The sequence below is a fragment of the Ruegeria sp. ABD4_443 genome, from assembly GCF_056160865.1.
The window spans coordinates 287,189-300,996 of record NZ_JBSWYA010000003.1; the positions used below are offsets into that span (position 1 = coordinate 287,189).

At 60.4% G+C, this 13,808-nt stretch carries 12 protein-coding genes and 1 tRNA gene; 8 read left to right on the forward strand and 5 right to left on the reverse strand.

The window, feature by feature from the left end; all coding sequences use genetic code 11:
- Positions 1–19 precede the first annotated feature (19 nt).
- The 3 genes from ACXAG8_RS08410 to ACXAG8_RS08420 are packed head-to-tail and all read right to left on the reverse strand — an operon-like array spanning position 20 to position 4,223.
- Entirely contained in the window at positions 20–1,726 is a 1,707-nt protein-coding gene (locus ACXAG8_RS08410) for a dynamin family protein (RefSeq protein WP_475223400.1), read from the reverse strand.
- Between the two features lie 8 nt (positions 1,727–1,734).
- On the reverse strand, positions 1,735–3,747 hold the full coding sequence (locus ACXAG8_RS08415) for a dynamin family protein (protein ID WP_475223401.1): 2,013 nt from the start codon (positions 3,745–3,747) through the stop codon (positions 1,735–1,737).
- A 2-nt stretch (positions 3,748–3,749) separates the two neighbouring features.
- A complete protein-coding gene (locus ACXAG8_RS08420; protein WP_475223402.1) occupies positions 3,750–4,223 on the reverse strand; it encodes a hypothetical protein in 474 nt (157 codons plus the stop codon).
- Positions 4,224–4,922: 699 nt separating this feature from the next.
- On the opposite strand from ACXAG8_RS08420, the gene ACXAG8_RS08425 reads away from it, so the two are divergent.
- Positions 4,923–5,007: transfer RNA gene (locus ACXAG8_RS08425), tRNA-Leu, on the forward strand.
- A gap of 15 nt (positions 5,008–5,022) precedes the next feature.
- Here ACXAG8_RS08425 and ACXAG8_RS08430 read toward each other — a convergent pair.
- Positions 5,023–5,640, reverse strand: a complete 618-nt coding sequence (locus tag ACXAG8_RS08430; protein ID WP_475223403.1) for a TetR/AcrR family transcriptional regulator — start codon at positions 5,638–5,640, stop codon at positions 5,023–5,025.
- Positions 5,641–5,767: 127 nt separating this feature from the next.
- Between ACXAG8_RS08430 and mbfA the strand changes: the two genes are divergently transcribed.
- From mbfA to ACXAG8_RS08460, 6 genes are all read left to right on the forward strand, one after another.
- Entirely contained in the window at positions 5,768–6,742 is a 975-nt protein-coding gene (gene mbfA / locus ACXAG8_RS08435) for an iron exporter MbfA (RefSeq protein ID WP_475223404.1), read from the forward strand.
- Positions 6,743–6,785: 43 nt separating this feature from the next.
- Positions 6,786–7,715 carry an AEC family transporter gene (locus ACXAG8_RS08440; RefSeq protein WP_475223405.1) on the forward strand — a complete coding sequence of 310 codons (930 nt, stop codon included), beginning with the start codon at positions 6,786–6,788 and terminating at the stop codon, positions 7,713–7,715.
- A 102-nt stretch (positions 7,716–7,817) separates the two neighbouring features.
- Positions 7,818–8,651 (forward strand): S-formylglutathione hydrolase, encoded by an 834-nt coding sequence (fghA, locus tag ACXAG8_RS08445; RefSeq protein ID WP_475223406.1) that lies wholly within the window; start codon positions 7,818–7,820, stop codon positions 8,649–8,651.
- Positions 8,652–8,654: 3 nt separating this feature from the next.
- Complete coding sequence (gene sthA / locus ACXAG8_RS08450; protein WP_475223407.1) at positions 8,655–10,103, forward strand: Si-specific NAD(P)(+) transhydrogenase; 1,449 nt, start codon at positions 8,655–8,657, stop codon at positions 10,101–10,103.
- Positions 10,100–10,555: a YaiI/YqxD family protein gene (locus ACXAG8_RS08455; RefSeq protein ID WP_475223408.1), complete on the forward strand. Its 456-nt coding sequence runs from the start codon at positions 10,100–10,102 to the stop codon at positions 10,553–10,555. Before sthA ends, ACXAG8_RS08455 begins: the two co-directional genes overlap by 4 nt.
- A gap of 103 nt (positions 10,556–10,658) precedes the next feature.
- Positions 10,659–11,279, forward strand: a complete 621-nt coding sequence (locus ACXAG8_RS08460) for an HAD family hydrolase (protein WP_475223409.1) — start codon at positions 10,659–10,661, stop codon at positions 11,277–11,279.
- 6 nt (positions 11,280–11,285) lie between these two features.
- On the opposite strand, the gene ACXAG8_RS08465 is transcribed toward ACXAG8_RS08460, so the two are convergent.
- On the reverse strand, positions 11,286–12,530 hold the full coding sequence (locus tag ACXAG8_RS08465) for an MFS transporter (protein ID WP_475223410.1): 1,245 nt from the start codon (positions 12,528–12,530) through the stop codon (positions 11,286–11,288).
- A 149-nt stretch (positions 12,531–12,679) separates the two neighbouring features.
- Here ACXAG8_RS08465 and zapE point away from each other — a divergent pair, with 149 nt between their 5' ends.
- Complete coding sequence (zapE, locus tag ACXAG8_RS08470; RefSeq protein WP_475223412.1) at positions 12,680–13,738, forward strand: cell division protein ZapE; 1,059 nt, start codon at positions 12,680–12,682, stop codon at positions 13,736–13,738.
- The last annotated feature ends 70 nt before the right edge of the window (positions 13,739–13,808 follow it).

Consider the following 13,808-nt stretch of genomic DNA (forward strand, 5'->3'; position numbering starts at 1 on the left):
TTCGGCCCCTGTGCGGCCGTTACAAGACCAGCCATTCTGCGCTGCCGTTGGCCTTGGTGCCGGGAATTGCCTGCGGCGTTTGCCTTGCGCCACGTTCGTGATGTTCCCGCGCGATCTGGTCGAACTCTTCAAGGAAGGCCTGAAACACTGCGGCCAGCGCGGTTGCGTCATTGGGCAGGTCCTCGCTTGCGGAAATCTCGCGCCACATGGCGGCCGCGCTCAGCGGGCGGTCCGAGGGCACATCCAGCAGATCCTCAAGCGCCGTTGTCTCGGGCTGTGATGGCTGGTCCGCTTCCGCTTTGGCATCCGCGTCTGCGACCATGACCACCTGCGGGCGGGTCAGCGCGTTGCTTTCGGGTTCGGGCTCGTATTCATCAGTTCCGGCCCCGGCCTGTTCGGCCAGAAGCGACGTGATAGACGAGACTGAAACCTCGATATCGGGGCTTTCCTGCGTGTCTTCGGTTGCTGTTTCTTCCGGGGTTGTGGCAAGCGTATCCGACAGCGATGCAATCATCGTATCGGGGTCTTCCACCTGTACGTCATCCGTGTCCAGCTGGGCTGCGACCGAGTCCTCGGCTGCGGCGTCACCCGTGTCCATGTCCGGCTGGGCAAGCGCGGACAGTTCCAGCGGTTCGCTGGCCGTGTCGCGGAAAAACGCCCTGAGGTCGTCATCTTCGGTCTCGGCAGGCGTTTCGGGAACCATTTCGGCGCGCAGACGCTCGGCCTCATCGGCGTCAATGCGTGACCTTTCCTCGGCCTCTTCGGTGCGGCGTTCCACGCGCGCGGGGCGGACCGGAAAGTTGGTGACGACATCGTCGTCGGAACCCCGTGCCGCATCCTGCGGATCAAGCGGGTTCAGCAATTGCAGCGGGGCGCTGTCTTCGCGCGACTCGTCGGCTGCAGCGCTTTGTCTGGGCGGGCGCACAGGCATTACCTTTGCGCCACCAGACGCTGAATCATCCTGTTTGTAACGCGCCAGGTGATCCGCGCGCGCGTCCATGATCTGTTCGGTGATCTCAAGGAAACTGTCGACCATCTTGCCGCCACCGCTGCGCGACCACAGCTCGGCATCACCGGTCTTGTCCCGCGCGGTAATGGCATCACGGGCGGAAAACAGGATCGAGCGGTTGAACAGGTGGCCCGCCTCGCGGTTGACCCGGCGCAGGACCTTTTGCCGATCCTTCGCGCTGAGCGCATCGGCGCGCGTGACCAGCAGCAGGGAATTGTTTTGCAACCGTTCCGGCAGCGACACCCAGGTCGCCCGTTCGGTTTCACGCCAGGCCTGCGTCGAATGCGTGCACCACAATACGCCATTGGCCTGGCCAACGGCCCTGCGCCAGACATCGCTGTCGATCTTGGGGTCCGAGATGCCCGGCGTGTCGATCAGGTCAACGGCTTCCAAAATGTCCGATTCCAGATAGATCCGGATGAACTGGGCATCGTTGACACCAATTTTTTCCAGCTGGTCCAGGGTGATGTTTTCCTGGCTGCCGTCATGGCGTTTGACATAGGCGGATTGGTTGCCCCAGCTGAACCATACCGGTGGCAATTGCGTTGCCGTCACCTGGGTCGGCAAAGCCTGTTGCCGCAGAAGAAAGTTCATCAGCGTGGATTTTCCGGCGCTGAACTCTCCCATAAGCGCGAAAACGGGTTTGCGACGGGACCACTGCTCAATACGGTCCCATTGCTGAGCGGTGACGAAGCGGGTTTGTGATTGATTTACCATAACTCTTCTTATGCTGCTTCGTTGCTGAGGTCTTTGAGGATGTCCCCGAGGATTTCATCCCGCGATTTTTGCGGCTGGATACCCGCCATAAGGGCGGCGTTTCCGGCCGAACCCTTTTCTGCCGATTGCGAAATGCTAAGCAGGGTTTCTTTCTGCTCGCGCATGAAATCGGCCAGGGTGGCGCGGGTGTTTTCCAGAACGGCTGCGATCTGGTTTTCCTCAAGATCCTTGGTGATCGAATTCGCCTCGGACGCGATCAGCCGGGTGTAATCGGCGGCATAGGCTTCGAACCCTTTGCGCCGTTGCCACCACCGGCGCCACCAGGTGCTTTGCAGGTCCAGCGCGATGGTGCGCCCGATCCCCAAGGGCGGCGGAACGCGCGGAACAATCGGGGCCTCGATGCTGAATTCGCCCAGGTGATTGCCCAACAGCTTGTGGTACAGGGTTTCGACATCTGCGGCAGCCGCAGCGTACAAGGCACCGGCATCCTTGCGCATCGCGCGGGCAAAGCTGAAATACGCGGCCTTTTGCAAGGTCCGCAGGCCGCCCGGATCATATTGCCAGGTGCCCTGCTCGCCATTTTCTTCGAGATGCGAAATCAACGAGTCGGTTGCGCGTTTGACAAAGTTAGCCTCGGCCGAGGACAGCCGGTCCAGCACTTTTTCGCGCAGCGCCGTGGTCAGGTCGGAGGCTTTCTTTTCATAGGCGTCAGCGACCGCCGCGATTGCGTCTTCGGGCGATACACCGTCAAGGTCGCGCATGACCCCTTCGCCGCCGGACAGGGTCTTGGCGACCGCCGCCGCGCGGATCTGGCTTGCGATGTTGCGGGCGCGGTGGCGCACCCGATCCAGCAGCCGGGTGCCCGCGCCTTCGGCGATGCGTTCGTTCATTGCCAACAGCAGGTCAGGCAGCCCAGACAGCGCCCAGATCTTGTCAAGCGAGGCGGCCTGATCCCCAAAACCGGCGGCCAGATAAAAGGTGTTCAGCGCCTGCCGCGATTCGTCGGTCAGGATATCAGGGTTGCCGGTCAGTGCGGCCTCGGCCCACAAGGCGCTGCCGAAAACGACGCTTGTGTTGGCGTCGATATTGTTCTGTTTCAGCGTATCCTGCACCCGGTCCCGGATTTCAGGAACCTGGTTGACCGGGTCCGACAGTTCGTCGATCCGGTTGATGAACAGGATGATCTGGCGGTTCTCGAACTGCGCGATGATACGCATCAGCGCCATGTCCATCGTGGTCAGTGCCTGGCTGGCAGCCAGCACCACGATGCACACCTCGGACCCCCTGAGGCTGCGCAAGGTGATCTGTTCGCGCACCATGAACGTATCGTTTACGCCCGGCGTGTCGCACAGACGCAGCGCGATCGGGTATTGCGGAATATCCATGTTCAGTTCCGCGGATTTGGTTACATCCGCGAAACGCCCGGTTTTGGGGCTGATATCCGGGTCATCTTCGTCGCCCAGGCAGACATAGCGCTGGATCAGCTCCTCGTCGAAATAGTCGTATTGGTGGCTTTGCCCCAGGATAAGGTCGAAATGCGTGCCCAGACGCTTTTCCGACTTGGCCTTCATCTCTGCGATCTGGCGACGGATGTCTTCCATTTCGTCGTCGGCACCTGCCCGGTTGGCCAGTTCGCCAAGCCGGCCGCCGCCGACCATCAGGTTATCCCATTCCTCTTGCTCGAAGAAGGTGAACCGGGACTTGGTGTCGCCCTGGGTGCGCGTGTTGATGTTCAACGTCGTAACCACCGAGGTCCACGGGTTCACGTCAGACGGCAACAGGTTGGGCCGCCCCGCAAGGATGTTCACGATCGACGATTTCCCGGCCTTGACCTGCCCCACCAGCGTGACGTTGGCGGTAAAATTTTCCATGCGGGTTTTCAGCGTGGCCAGCCGTGCCGACGACCGCGCGTCGGCCACCTCTGTCAATTGGTCTATCTGCGCGGTCAGCGAAGACATGGCTGATGTCATCGGGGCCAGGGCCTCGTTGCCTACGGACAGCAGGTGGTCATTGCGCGCCATGGTCAGCCTCCGGTGCCAGTTGCAGCGACCGGGGTGCCGGTCGGGATACCTGTCAGCGTGTCAATGCGCGCGATCAGGTCCAGGGCGTTGCCCAGAATCGCCGCCTCGGTTCCCGGCGAGATCGTGTCATAGGCGCGAGCATCGGCCAGCACTTCGATCGAGCTGAATCGTTCGCCGTTTTCCAGACAGGCCACGCGACGCCCCGTCGGAAAGCCGTCGGTCTTGGTCGAGGGCAGCGGCATCCGGGAATTGGCCAGCAGGTACTGGTCGCCCGAATGGGTCTTGAGTGCGATCCCGAAGCCGGTATCGGGATAGTGTTTGTTCAGAGTTTTGAGCTCGCCAATAAAGCTTTCCTTGGCAAGAAAGACGGCGTCTTGCTCAGCGGCAGCAGAGTTGAAATGTTCGGTCACAACAGAGACCCTTGTATTGGAGTTGAGCGAAAAACTCGTACGGTGCCCAAGGGCGAAAAGACTCATTAACTCCTTGATGACCAGAATTACCCTCAAGGCGGTGTTTGTTTGGCGCGATTAAGATTTTTTGGCGTTTGAATTGTGGCGCAAATGTGGTGGGGCTCTCATAATGACGCCTCAACCCTTGAGGGAATATTAATAATCTGGGGCCGATCATGGCCGTCATCCCGGGCCGCTGCCCTTGCTTTTGCTGACCTGGATGCCCGTCCGGTTACCACATTTTTCGTGGCTTTTTAGGGGTTTATTGATTTGTTATTGCGTTGTTATTTCCACAACCGCTTTCCGTTCAGATTGCCCGCTTGCATACGTGATAAACCAGAGGCTGCGTGCGGTCGTCCATTTCCTGTGGTGATCCAGGAAACTATCGCACAGGGATGGTTCAACGTATGGGAGAACGGTCCGGGCGGCCGATTTGCAGGATTTCCTTTGGAAATTTTTGTGCGCAGGACGTCGGGTATCCAAGCGAAAATTGGGCAGGCTGACCAAAGCGGCACCGGCTTTGCGCTTTGCGGACCGGCTGCGGGCACAGCTTTGGACCGGGGGATATCAAGGCCCCGCCCCGATGGCCGCGCGGCGGGAATCGCCACCTGCAATTGCGCCTGTTTCAGGTGTGAAAATTCTGCGGGCGGGTTTGAATTTACCCCTCGCACTTGGTTCCAAGCTTTGCTATGCAGCGCGTCATTCCGACGCCATTGGCGTCAGGTTGCGGGTGTGGCGAAATTGGTAGACGCACCAGATTTAGGTTCTGGCGCCGCAAGGCGTGGGGGTTCAAGTCCCTCCACCCGCACCACATTTTCCTTGGTATCTATGCGCCGTAACGGGCCAGGAACATGTCGACGGCGTGCAACGCGATCTCATCAATTTCGTCCTGGGAAAAACGCGTCTGAATTCCGAACGCGGCTTTCGTCCAGATGCGGACCTTGCACAATTCCGAAAACTGTTCGGCCGCAATATTGACGTCGTCAATCGCCAACTCGCCCTTGGCGACTGCCTTTTCCAGGTATTCAACCATCTGGCGCTGACCATTTGCCGGACCGGCCTCGTAAAAGGCCTTGCCAAGTTCGGGGAACCTGTCGCGTTCGGCCACGCAGATGCGGAACACCTGCTGGGCAAAGTCCGAAACCAGAAAACTGGCCAGTTGCGTGGCGGTGATTGTCAGAACCTCGCGGACCGGTTTGGTTTCGTCGATCATCGAAATGATGCGTTCGGCCATGCGGCAGCATTCGGTCTGGGCGACCTCGCTGAACAGCAGGCGTTTGTCGGGGAAATAGCTGTACAGCGTTGCCTTGGAAACACCGGCTGCACGGGCGATGTCGTCGACGCTTGCCCCTTCGAAACCGTCCGCCATGAAAACCTCGCGCGCGCCACGCAGGACCTGATCGAATTTCCGGCCCGTTCGCAGAATTGTGGCGGCTTGGGTCATGGTGGCTCCTGTATCGTTGGCCCGCCAAGTTTATAAACCGAACGGTTCAGATTCAAGGGCGCGTCGCCCTGGTTGAAACTTTCATTAAACGGCGTAGCTTCGGGATGGCCCCGGACGAGGTGAAATCATGAAGTTCTTTTTGCAGCGCAAGCATTTTAGGGACTTGTCCGAACAAGAGATCGTCGCGCTTGCGATTTCGTCGGAAGAGGACGATGCGCGCATCTATCGGTCCTATGCCGAAACCCTGCGCGCCGACTTTCCGGCAAGCGCCAAGCTGTTCGACGGCATGGCGCAGGAAGAAGACGAGCATCGCGCCCGGCTGATTGCGTTGCACGAGCAAAGATTTGGGTCGGTCATCCCGTTGATCCGCCGTGAACACGTGGCCGGGTATTTCGCGCGGCGCCCCGTTTGGCTTGTCGAAAATCTGGGCATCGACCGCATCCGCGAAGAGGCGGAAATGATGGAACACGACGCCGAACAGTTCTATCTGGCCGCCGCCGCGCGTTGCAAGGATGCCCCAACCCGCAAACTGCTGGGCGATCTGGCGGCCGCCGAGGCGGTGCATGGGGTCCGGGCGGTCGAATTGGAACATACCCATCTGACCGACGATATCCGTGAAACCGAACGCGCCGTGTCGCGCCGTCAGTTTGTCCTGACCTGGGTGCAGCCGGGGCTTGCCGGGCTGATGGACGGGTCCGTTTCTACACTGGCGCCGATCTTTGCGACGGCATTTGCCACGCAGGACACTTGGACGACATTCCTGGTTGGTCTGGCGGCCTCGGTCGGGGCGGGCATTTCCATGGGCTTTACCGAGGCCGCGTCGGATGATGGTGAACTGTCGGGACGGGGGTCGCCCCTGAAACGGGGGCTGGCGTCGGGTGTAATGACGACCGTAGGCGGGTTGGGGCACGCCCTGCCCTATCTTATTCCCGATTTCTGGACGGCCACGATCATCGCGTTCGCCGTGGTGTTTGCCGAGTTGTGGGCAATAGCCTGGATTCAGAACCGGTTCATGGACACGCCCTTTTTCCGGGCCGCATTCCAGGTCGTTCTGGGTGGCTCGCTTGTGCTGGCGGCGGGTATTCTGATCGGCAGCGGCTGAACAGGCTCTTGCTGTCCGGTAAAAACATGTTACCAATCCGGTCATGGTCGAGATCTTCCTGCGTACACTGCCCTTTTTCGCGATTATCGGCCTGGGATACTGGGCCGGGCGGTCGCGGTTCTTCAGCCAGGATGCAACCGCCTATCTGACCAAGTTCGTTTTCTTTTTCGCGCTGTCTGCGCTGTTGTTCCGCTTTGCGGCCACGTTGCCCTTTGCCGAGATCTTCAATGCGCGACTGGTGGCCGGGTACCTTCTGGGGACAATGGCGGTTTACGTACTGGCCACGGCCATCGCGCGATTTCGGAGGCTGGACATCCCCACCGCCGCGGTCGAGGCGCAATGCGCAGCGATCGGCAATGTCGGGTTTCTTGGCCTGCCGATGCTGGCCATGTTGTTCACCGAAGCGGCGATTGGCCCCGTCATGTTGGTGCTGACGGTCGATCTGGTGGTATTTTCGTCCCTGATCGTGATCCTGATCAATGGCGGGCGTGACGGCAGGCTTTCGGCGGGCACGATCCGGCTGATCGGGTTGGGGCTGATCAAGAACCCGATGATCGTCTCGATTTCGGCAGGGCTGGCCTGGTCGGCGTTGGAATTTCCGGTTCCCGAGCCATTGAACGACTTTCTGACCATCCTTGGCGGGGCCGCAACGCCGGGGGCATTGTTTGCCATTGGCGCCTCGCTGGCCAGCAAGTCGGCGGAACGGGTCCAAATCGCGGCCTGGCTGAGCTTTTGCAAGCTTGTTGTGCATCCGGCATGCGTCGCGGTTGCGCTGGTTTGGCTGGTGCCAGTCGATGGGTTTTCGGCCACTGTCGCCATTGCGGCGGCTGCGCTGCCGGTTGCTGGCAACGTCTATATGCTGGCCGCGCATTACGAAATCGCACCCCACCGAGCCTCGGCTGCGATATTGCTGTCCACGGTTGCAAGCATGCTTAGCGTGCCGCTGGTGATCGCCTGGGTGGGCACATTGTAAAGGCAGGTGGGCGAAAATCATCGCGGCTTGGGGGCTCTGGACTTTACGGCGGGGCCTTGGGCCGTTAGCCATTGGCCTGACCCAACCCAAGGACGGTGAAAGATGGAAACCCTTTCGGAAAATGCATGTTTTGGCGGCGTTCAGGGCGTCTATCGCCACGCCTCACGGGCCACGCAATGTGACATGACTTTTGGCCTGTTTCTGCCGGCCGAGGCGAAGGACGGGCCGGTTCCGGTCCTGTGGTACCTGTCGGGGCTGACCTGCACGCATGAAAACGCGATGACCAAGGCTGGCGCCCAGGTCTGGGCCGCAGAGCAGGGTATTGCCCTGGTGTTCCCCGATACCTCGCCGCGCGGCGCGGATGTTGCGGACCACGATGATTATGACCTGGGCCAGGGTGCGGGGTTCTATGTGAACGCGACGCAATCGCCCTGGGCCCCGCATTTTCGGATGTGGGACTATGTCGCCGACGAGCTTCCAGCGCTTTTGGCCGAAAACTTTCCGATTGATGCCGAGCGGCAATCCATCACGGGTCATTCGATGGGCGGCCATGGGGCGCTGACGCTTGCCATGAACCTGCCGGGGCGGTTCCGCTCGGTCTCGGCACTCGCGCCAATTGCCAACCCGACCGGCAGCGACTGGGGCCGCAAGCAACTGTCCGCATATCTGGGCGAAGACAAGGCGGGGTGGGAAAAGCATGATGCAACGCTGCTGATGAAGGCAAACGGGTTTGACGGCCCGCTGCTGATTGATACGGGCACCGCGGATCAGTTCATCGACCTGCTGCGCCCCGAAGCCCTGGCGCAGGCGATTGCGGAACGCCGTCAGCAGGCGATCACCCGCATGCAGCCCGGCTATGACCACTCCTATTTCTTCGTGTCCACCTTCATGGAGGATCACGTCACCTTTCACGCCGAAGCGCTGTACGGGGATTGAGGCATGAGCAGCTATGACTACGATCTGATCATAATCGGCTCGGGGCCGTCGGGGCGCGCGGCGGCAATCCAGGCAGGCAAGCTGAAACGCAAGGTTCTTGTGATCGACCGCAAGGACCGGTTCGGCGGGGTTTCCGTGCATACGGGTACGATCCCGTCAAAAACCCTGCGCGAAACGGTTCTGAACCTGTCGGGCTGGCGCGAGCGCAGCTTTTACGGACGGTCCTACAGGGTCAAGGATCAGATCCGGGCCGAGGACCTGAAGGCGCGTCTGCACATGACGCTTGACCACGAGGTCGACGTTCTGGAACACCAGTTCAACCGGAACCACGTCGAAACACTGGACGGAATGGCGCGGTTCACCGGCCCGCACGAGGTCGAGGTTGCAACGGATGCCGGGGAAACCACCCGTTTGACGGCGGCGAAATTCCTGATCGCGACCGGGACCAAAACCTATCGCCCCGAATACGTTCCGTTCAACGGCAAGACCGTCGTGGATGGCGACGACTTTCTGGAGATGGCCGAAATCCCACGCTCTTTGGTGGTGATCGGCGCCGGGGTGATCGGGGTGGAATACGCCACCATGTTTTCGGCGCTGGACGTCCGGGTGACCTTGATCGAACCGCGCGAGACCTTTCTGGATTTCATCGACAGCCGTTTGATTCACGATTTTACCCATCAAATCCGGGAAAACGGTGTCGATCTGCGGTTGGGATCGGCGGTGGACAAGATCGAAGACGCCGGCGCCCATGTCGAGGTGACATTAGAAAACGGCCGCCATGTCCGGGCCGAGATGCTGTTGTTTGCAGCCGGGCGAATGGGGGCGACCTCGGCGCTGAACCTTGATGCGGTCGGGATCGAGACAGATCATCGCAACCGGATCAGCGTTGACCGCAAGACCTACCAGACCTCGGTGCCGCATATCTATGCGACCGGTGACGTCATTGGGCACCCTTCGCTGGCCTCGACTTCGTTGCAGCAGGGTCGCGTGGCCGCCTGCCATGCGCTGGATACCCCGACCCTGCCCGAAAGCCCGTGGTACCCCTATGGCATCTATTCGGTTCCCGAAATCTCGACCTGTGGCATGTCCGAAGAAGAATTGCAGGAACGCGGCATTCCCTATGAGGTGGGCGTGGCCCGGTTCCGGGAAACGTCGCGCGGCCATATCATGGGCCTGGAACACGGAATGCTAAAGATGCTTTTCTCGTTGAAAACGCGTCGGGTTCTGGGGGTGCAGATCGTCGGTGAAGGGGCGACCGAGTTGATCCATATCGCCCAGGCGGTTCTGAACCTGAAGGGAACCGTGGACTATTTCGTGCAGAACACCTTTAACTATCCGACGCTGGCCGAGGCTTACAAGATCGCCGGGCTTGACGCCTTTAACCGCATGCCCATCCCTGATGAATTCAAGGTACGCAAGCAGCCTGCGGACAAGCAGGCCAAAAAAGCGTGACAGCACTGTATATTGACGGGGACGCCTGTCCGGTAAAACCCGAGGCCGAACGCGTGGCCACCCGTCACAAGGTGCAAATGCTGCTGGTATCGAATGGCGGCCTGCGTCCGTCGGCCAACCCGTTCGTGCAGATTGTCATCGTGGCCGAAGGCGCGGACGAGGCCGACAAATGGATCGCCGAGCGTTGTGGCGCGGGCGATGTGGTGGTCACATCGGATATCCCCCTGGCGGCCAAGTGCATCGAGGCGGGCGCGCGCGTTCTGCGCCCCAATGGCGAAAGTTTCACTGCCGCCAATATCGGGCAGCAACTGGCGATGCGCGATCTCATGGCCGATATGCGGGCGGCCAATCCGCTGGGCGCGGGCGGCGGCGGTAAGCCGTTTTCCAAAGCCGACCGGTCGCGGTTTCTGGATGCGCTTGAACGAGAGCTGCGCGCGGCAAAACGGGTGTGACCCGCCCATTCGTCTGTACCGTGCCGCGCGCCGCGGATGTGGCTTGCACATTGTGCTGCAGGTTGGTTCAGTCCGCTGCAGGGGAATCGTGAAAGGTGCGCCCATGCCCGTCCAGGCCGTGATCTTCGATATCGGAAACGTGCTGATCGAATGGCAGCCCGAGCGGTATTATGACCGCGTGATTGGCGAAGACCGGCGCCGCGAGATGTTTTCCACCGTTGATTTGCACGGCATGAACGACCTTGTGGATCAGGGGCATCATTTCACCGATACGATCTATGACTGGGCCGAGAAATACCCGCAATGGCGCGCTGAAATCCGTATGTGGCATGACAACTGGATCGAGCTTGCGGCGCCGGAAATTCCGCACTCGGTCCGGTTGCAGCGCGCGCTGCGCGCGCAGGGGGTTCCCGTCTTTGCGCTGACCAATTTCGGGGTGCAGAACTTTGACTATGCAACCACCGTCTATCCGTTCCTGACCGAATTTGACCGCCTTTATGTTTCCGGCAGGATGAAGGCGGTGAAACCACACAGCCCGATCTATGAGATGGTCGAGGCCGATTGCGGGCTGGCCCCCGAAACCCTTCTGTTTGCCGATGACCGGATCGACAATATCAAAACCGCGCGGGCGCGCGGCTGGCAGACCCATCATTTCACCGGCCCGCAGGGATGGGCCGACCGGTTGGTCGCCGAAGGGTTGTTGCGGCCGGACCAGGCGGTTTAGGCTAGGCTAGGCTAGGCTAGGCGCCGGAGCCGGTCTGTTTTCCCGAATGGGCAAGTGAACCACGGCACTGAACGCTCCGATCGCGACACCGATCCACCAGACCAGCGTGTAATCACCATGGGCGTCATACAGCCGCCCGCCCAGCCAAATGCCCAAAAAGCTGCCGACCTGATGGCTGAAGAAGATGATGCCGTAAAGCGTACCCATGTAGCGCAGACCATAGAGATGCGCGACCAGCCCCGAGGTCAGGGGAACTGTGGCCAGCCAAAGCGATCCCATGACCAGTGAAAACACGATGACCGATAGCGGCGTGATCGGGAATATGATGAACCCCGCTGCCGCCACGGTGCGGGCCGCGTATATGATGGCCAGCAGGTATTTCTTGGGAAAGTGGTTGCCCGCCCAGCCTGCCAGCAGCGTCCCGCCAATATTGGCCAGCCCGATCAGCGAAATCGAGATAGCCCCAAGCGCCGAAGTCGTGGTGACCCCGATGGAATGCAGTATTCCGCCCGGCTGGATGGGGCCGCACATTTCGGTCACGAAGGCCGGGAAGTGGGCGGTGATGAAACCCAGTTGATAGCCACAGCTGAAAAAACCGATGAAAATCAGCGTGTAAGAGGGGTCGCGGAAGGCTTTGCGCAGGATCTGGCCCATGCTCTCTGCCAGGTCCGTATTGCTGGCCTGTTGTGGGGCGCGCATGAAAGGAAGGGTCAGAACCAGGGCGAGGACTGCGGCAGCAAAAAGGATGAACACCGTCTGCCAGGGCAGAAATGACAGCATCCATTCCGCCGTTGGCGCGCCCAGAACCTGGCCAAAGCTTCCAGCAGCCGTGATGATGGCAAGGGACATGGACCTGTTGGCGTCGGATGCGGCACGCCCGACCACGGCCAGGATCACGCCGAAGCCGGTTCCGGCAATCCCGAACCCGACCAGCCACGCATACATCTGATGTTCGAAAGGTGTCACCGACCATGCCGACAGCACCAACCCGGCCGCATAGAAAAGTGCCCCCAATATGATCGCACGCCGATCGCCGATCTTTTCGGCGATTGCGCCGAAAATCGGTTGCCCGATACCCCAGGCAAGGTTTTGGATCGCGATGGCCATCGAAAAATCGGTGCGCAGCCACCCGAACTCGTCCGCGATGGGGATTTGAAACACGCCAAAAGATGCGCGCACGGCAAAGCTGACCGTGATGATGATACATCCGACGATCAGAACGGGGTTAAAAAGGCGGACCGATTGCTGCATTGGAACCCTGGCTGTTGCTTTGAGCGGAAAATGAAAGCGAATGCCCGGCGCGTCAATTCAGGAGTTTTGCGGTCACGGATAAGCAAATTTGATGTGTCGGAAAAACTGTCCGCTTTTCAAGGGGCAACGCGGGCGTTATGGCTCGGGGTATGACGGATTTGATATCGCTTTACGAGGCGCGCGTTGCGGATGGCACCCTGCGGCGCGACGACGCGCAAGAGGCTGTTCTGCCCCGGTTCGAACGCATCCGCGCAGCGTTGAAGACGCCCGTCCGGCGCGGGCTGTTCCGCAAGGCACCGCCGCCGCCAAAAGGGTTGTACCTGTGGGGCGGTGTCGGGCGTGGCAAGTCGATGCTGATGGATATGTTCGTCGAGGCGTTGTCGGATATTCCGGTGCGACGGGTTCACTTTCACGCTTTTATGCAAGAGGTCCACGCGGGCATGCATGCCGCGCGGGCGCAGGGCGTAAAGGATGCGCTGGCGCCTGTGGCCGCTCAGATCGTGAAATCGGTTCGTTTGCTGGCCTTTGACGAGATGCAGATCACCGATATCACCGACGCGATGATTGTCGGCCGGTTGTTCGACCTGCTGCATGCAGGGGGTGTCGTGGTCGTCACCACGTCAAACCGGCACCCAGACGACCTGTACAAGGACGGGTTGAACCGGCAATTGTTCTTGCCGTTCATCGCCCATATCAAGGAACAGTCCGAGGTTTGGGAACTGGTTTCGCCCACGGATTACCGCCAGAACCGGCTGGAGGGTGCGCAGGTCTATTTCTCCCCGATCGGACCCGAGGCGCGCGCCAAGATCCGGGCCGTGTGGCAGGACCTGTCGGGCGGCCCGGCCGATCCGTTGGTCCTGCAGGTCAAGGGGCGCGATGTGGTTCTGCCGGCCTTTCGAAACGGCATTGCACGGGCCACGTTCTATGACCTGTGCGGGCGGATGCTGGGCCCCGGAGATTATTTGGCAATTGCCGAAGCGGTAAAGGTGCTGGTGCTGGAAGACGTGCCGCGCCTGTCGCGCAACAATTTCAACGAGGCCAAGCGGTTTGTCACCCTGATCGACGCCTTGTACGAGGCGCGGGTCCGGTTGATCTGTTCGGCGGCGGCTGAACCAGAGATGCTGTATGTCGAAGGCGAAGGGACCTTTGAATTCGAACGCACCGCCTCGCGGTTGCGGGAAATGCAGGATCAGGATTGGGGGACATAGGGGGCTCTGCCCCCGCCGCCCATGGCGGCTCCCCCGGGATATTTTCAGCCAGATGAAGCCTTGCGGGCCG

Excerpts from the sequence above, each read along its gene's own strand:
- fghA (WP_475223406.1), top strand. The coding sequence starts at position 7,818 with ATGGAAACCCTTTCGGAAAATGCATGTTTTGGCGGCGTTCAGGGCGTC.
- ACXAG8_RS08420 (WP_475223402.1), bottom strand. The coding sequence starts at position 4,223 with ATGAGTCTTTTCGCCCTTGGGCACCGTACGAGTTTTTCGCTCAACTCC.
- ACXAG8_RS08465 (WP_475223410.1), bottom strand. The coding sequence starts at position 12,530 with ATGCAGCAATCGGTCCGCCTTTTTAACCCCGTTCTGATCGTCGGATGT.
- sthA (WP_475223407.1), top strand. The coding sequence starts at position 8,655 with ATGAGCAGCTATGACTACGATCTGATCATAATCGGCTCGGGGCCGTCG.
- ACXAG8_RS08415 (WP_475223401.1), bottom strand. The coding sequence starts at position 3,747 with ATGGCGCGCAATGACCACCTGCTGTCCGTAGGCAACGAGGCCCTGGCC.
- zapE (WP_475223412.1), top strand. The coding sequence starts at position 12,680 with ATGACGGATTTGATATCGCTTTACGAGGCGCGCGTTGCGGATGGCACC.
- ACXAG8_RS08410 (WP_475223400.1), bottom strand. The coding sequence starts at position 1,726 with ATGGTAAATCAATCACAAACCCGCTTCGTCACCGCTCAGCAATGGGAC.
- ACXAG8_RS08440 (WP_475223405.1), top strand. The coding sequence starts at position 6,786 with ATGGTCGAGATCTTCCTGCGTACACTGCCCTTTTTCGCGATTATCGGC.
- mbfA (WP_475223404.1), top strand. The coding sequence starts at position 5,768 with ATGAAGTTCTTTTTGCAGCGCAAGCATTTTAGGGACTTGTCCGAACAA.
- ACXAG8_RS08460 (WP_475223409.1), top strand. The coding sequence starts at position 10,659 with ATGCCCGTCCAGGCCGTGATCTTCGATATCGGAAACGTGCTGATCGAA.
- ACXAG8_RS08430 (WP_475223403.1), bottom strand. The coding sequence starts at position 5,640 with ATGACCCAAGCCGCCACAATTCTGCGAACGGGCCGGAAATTCGATCAG.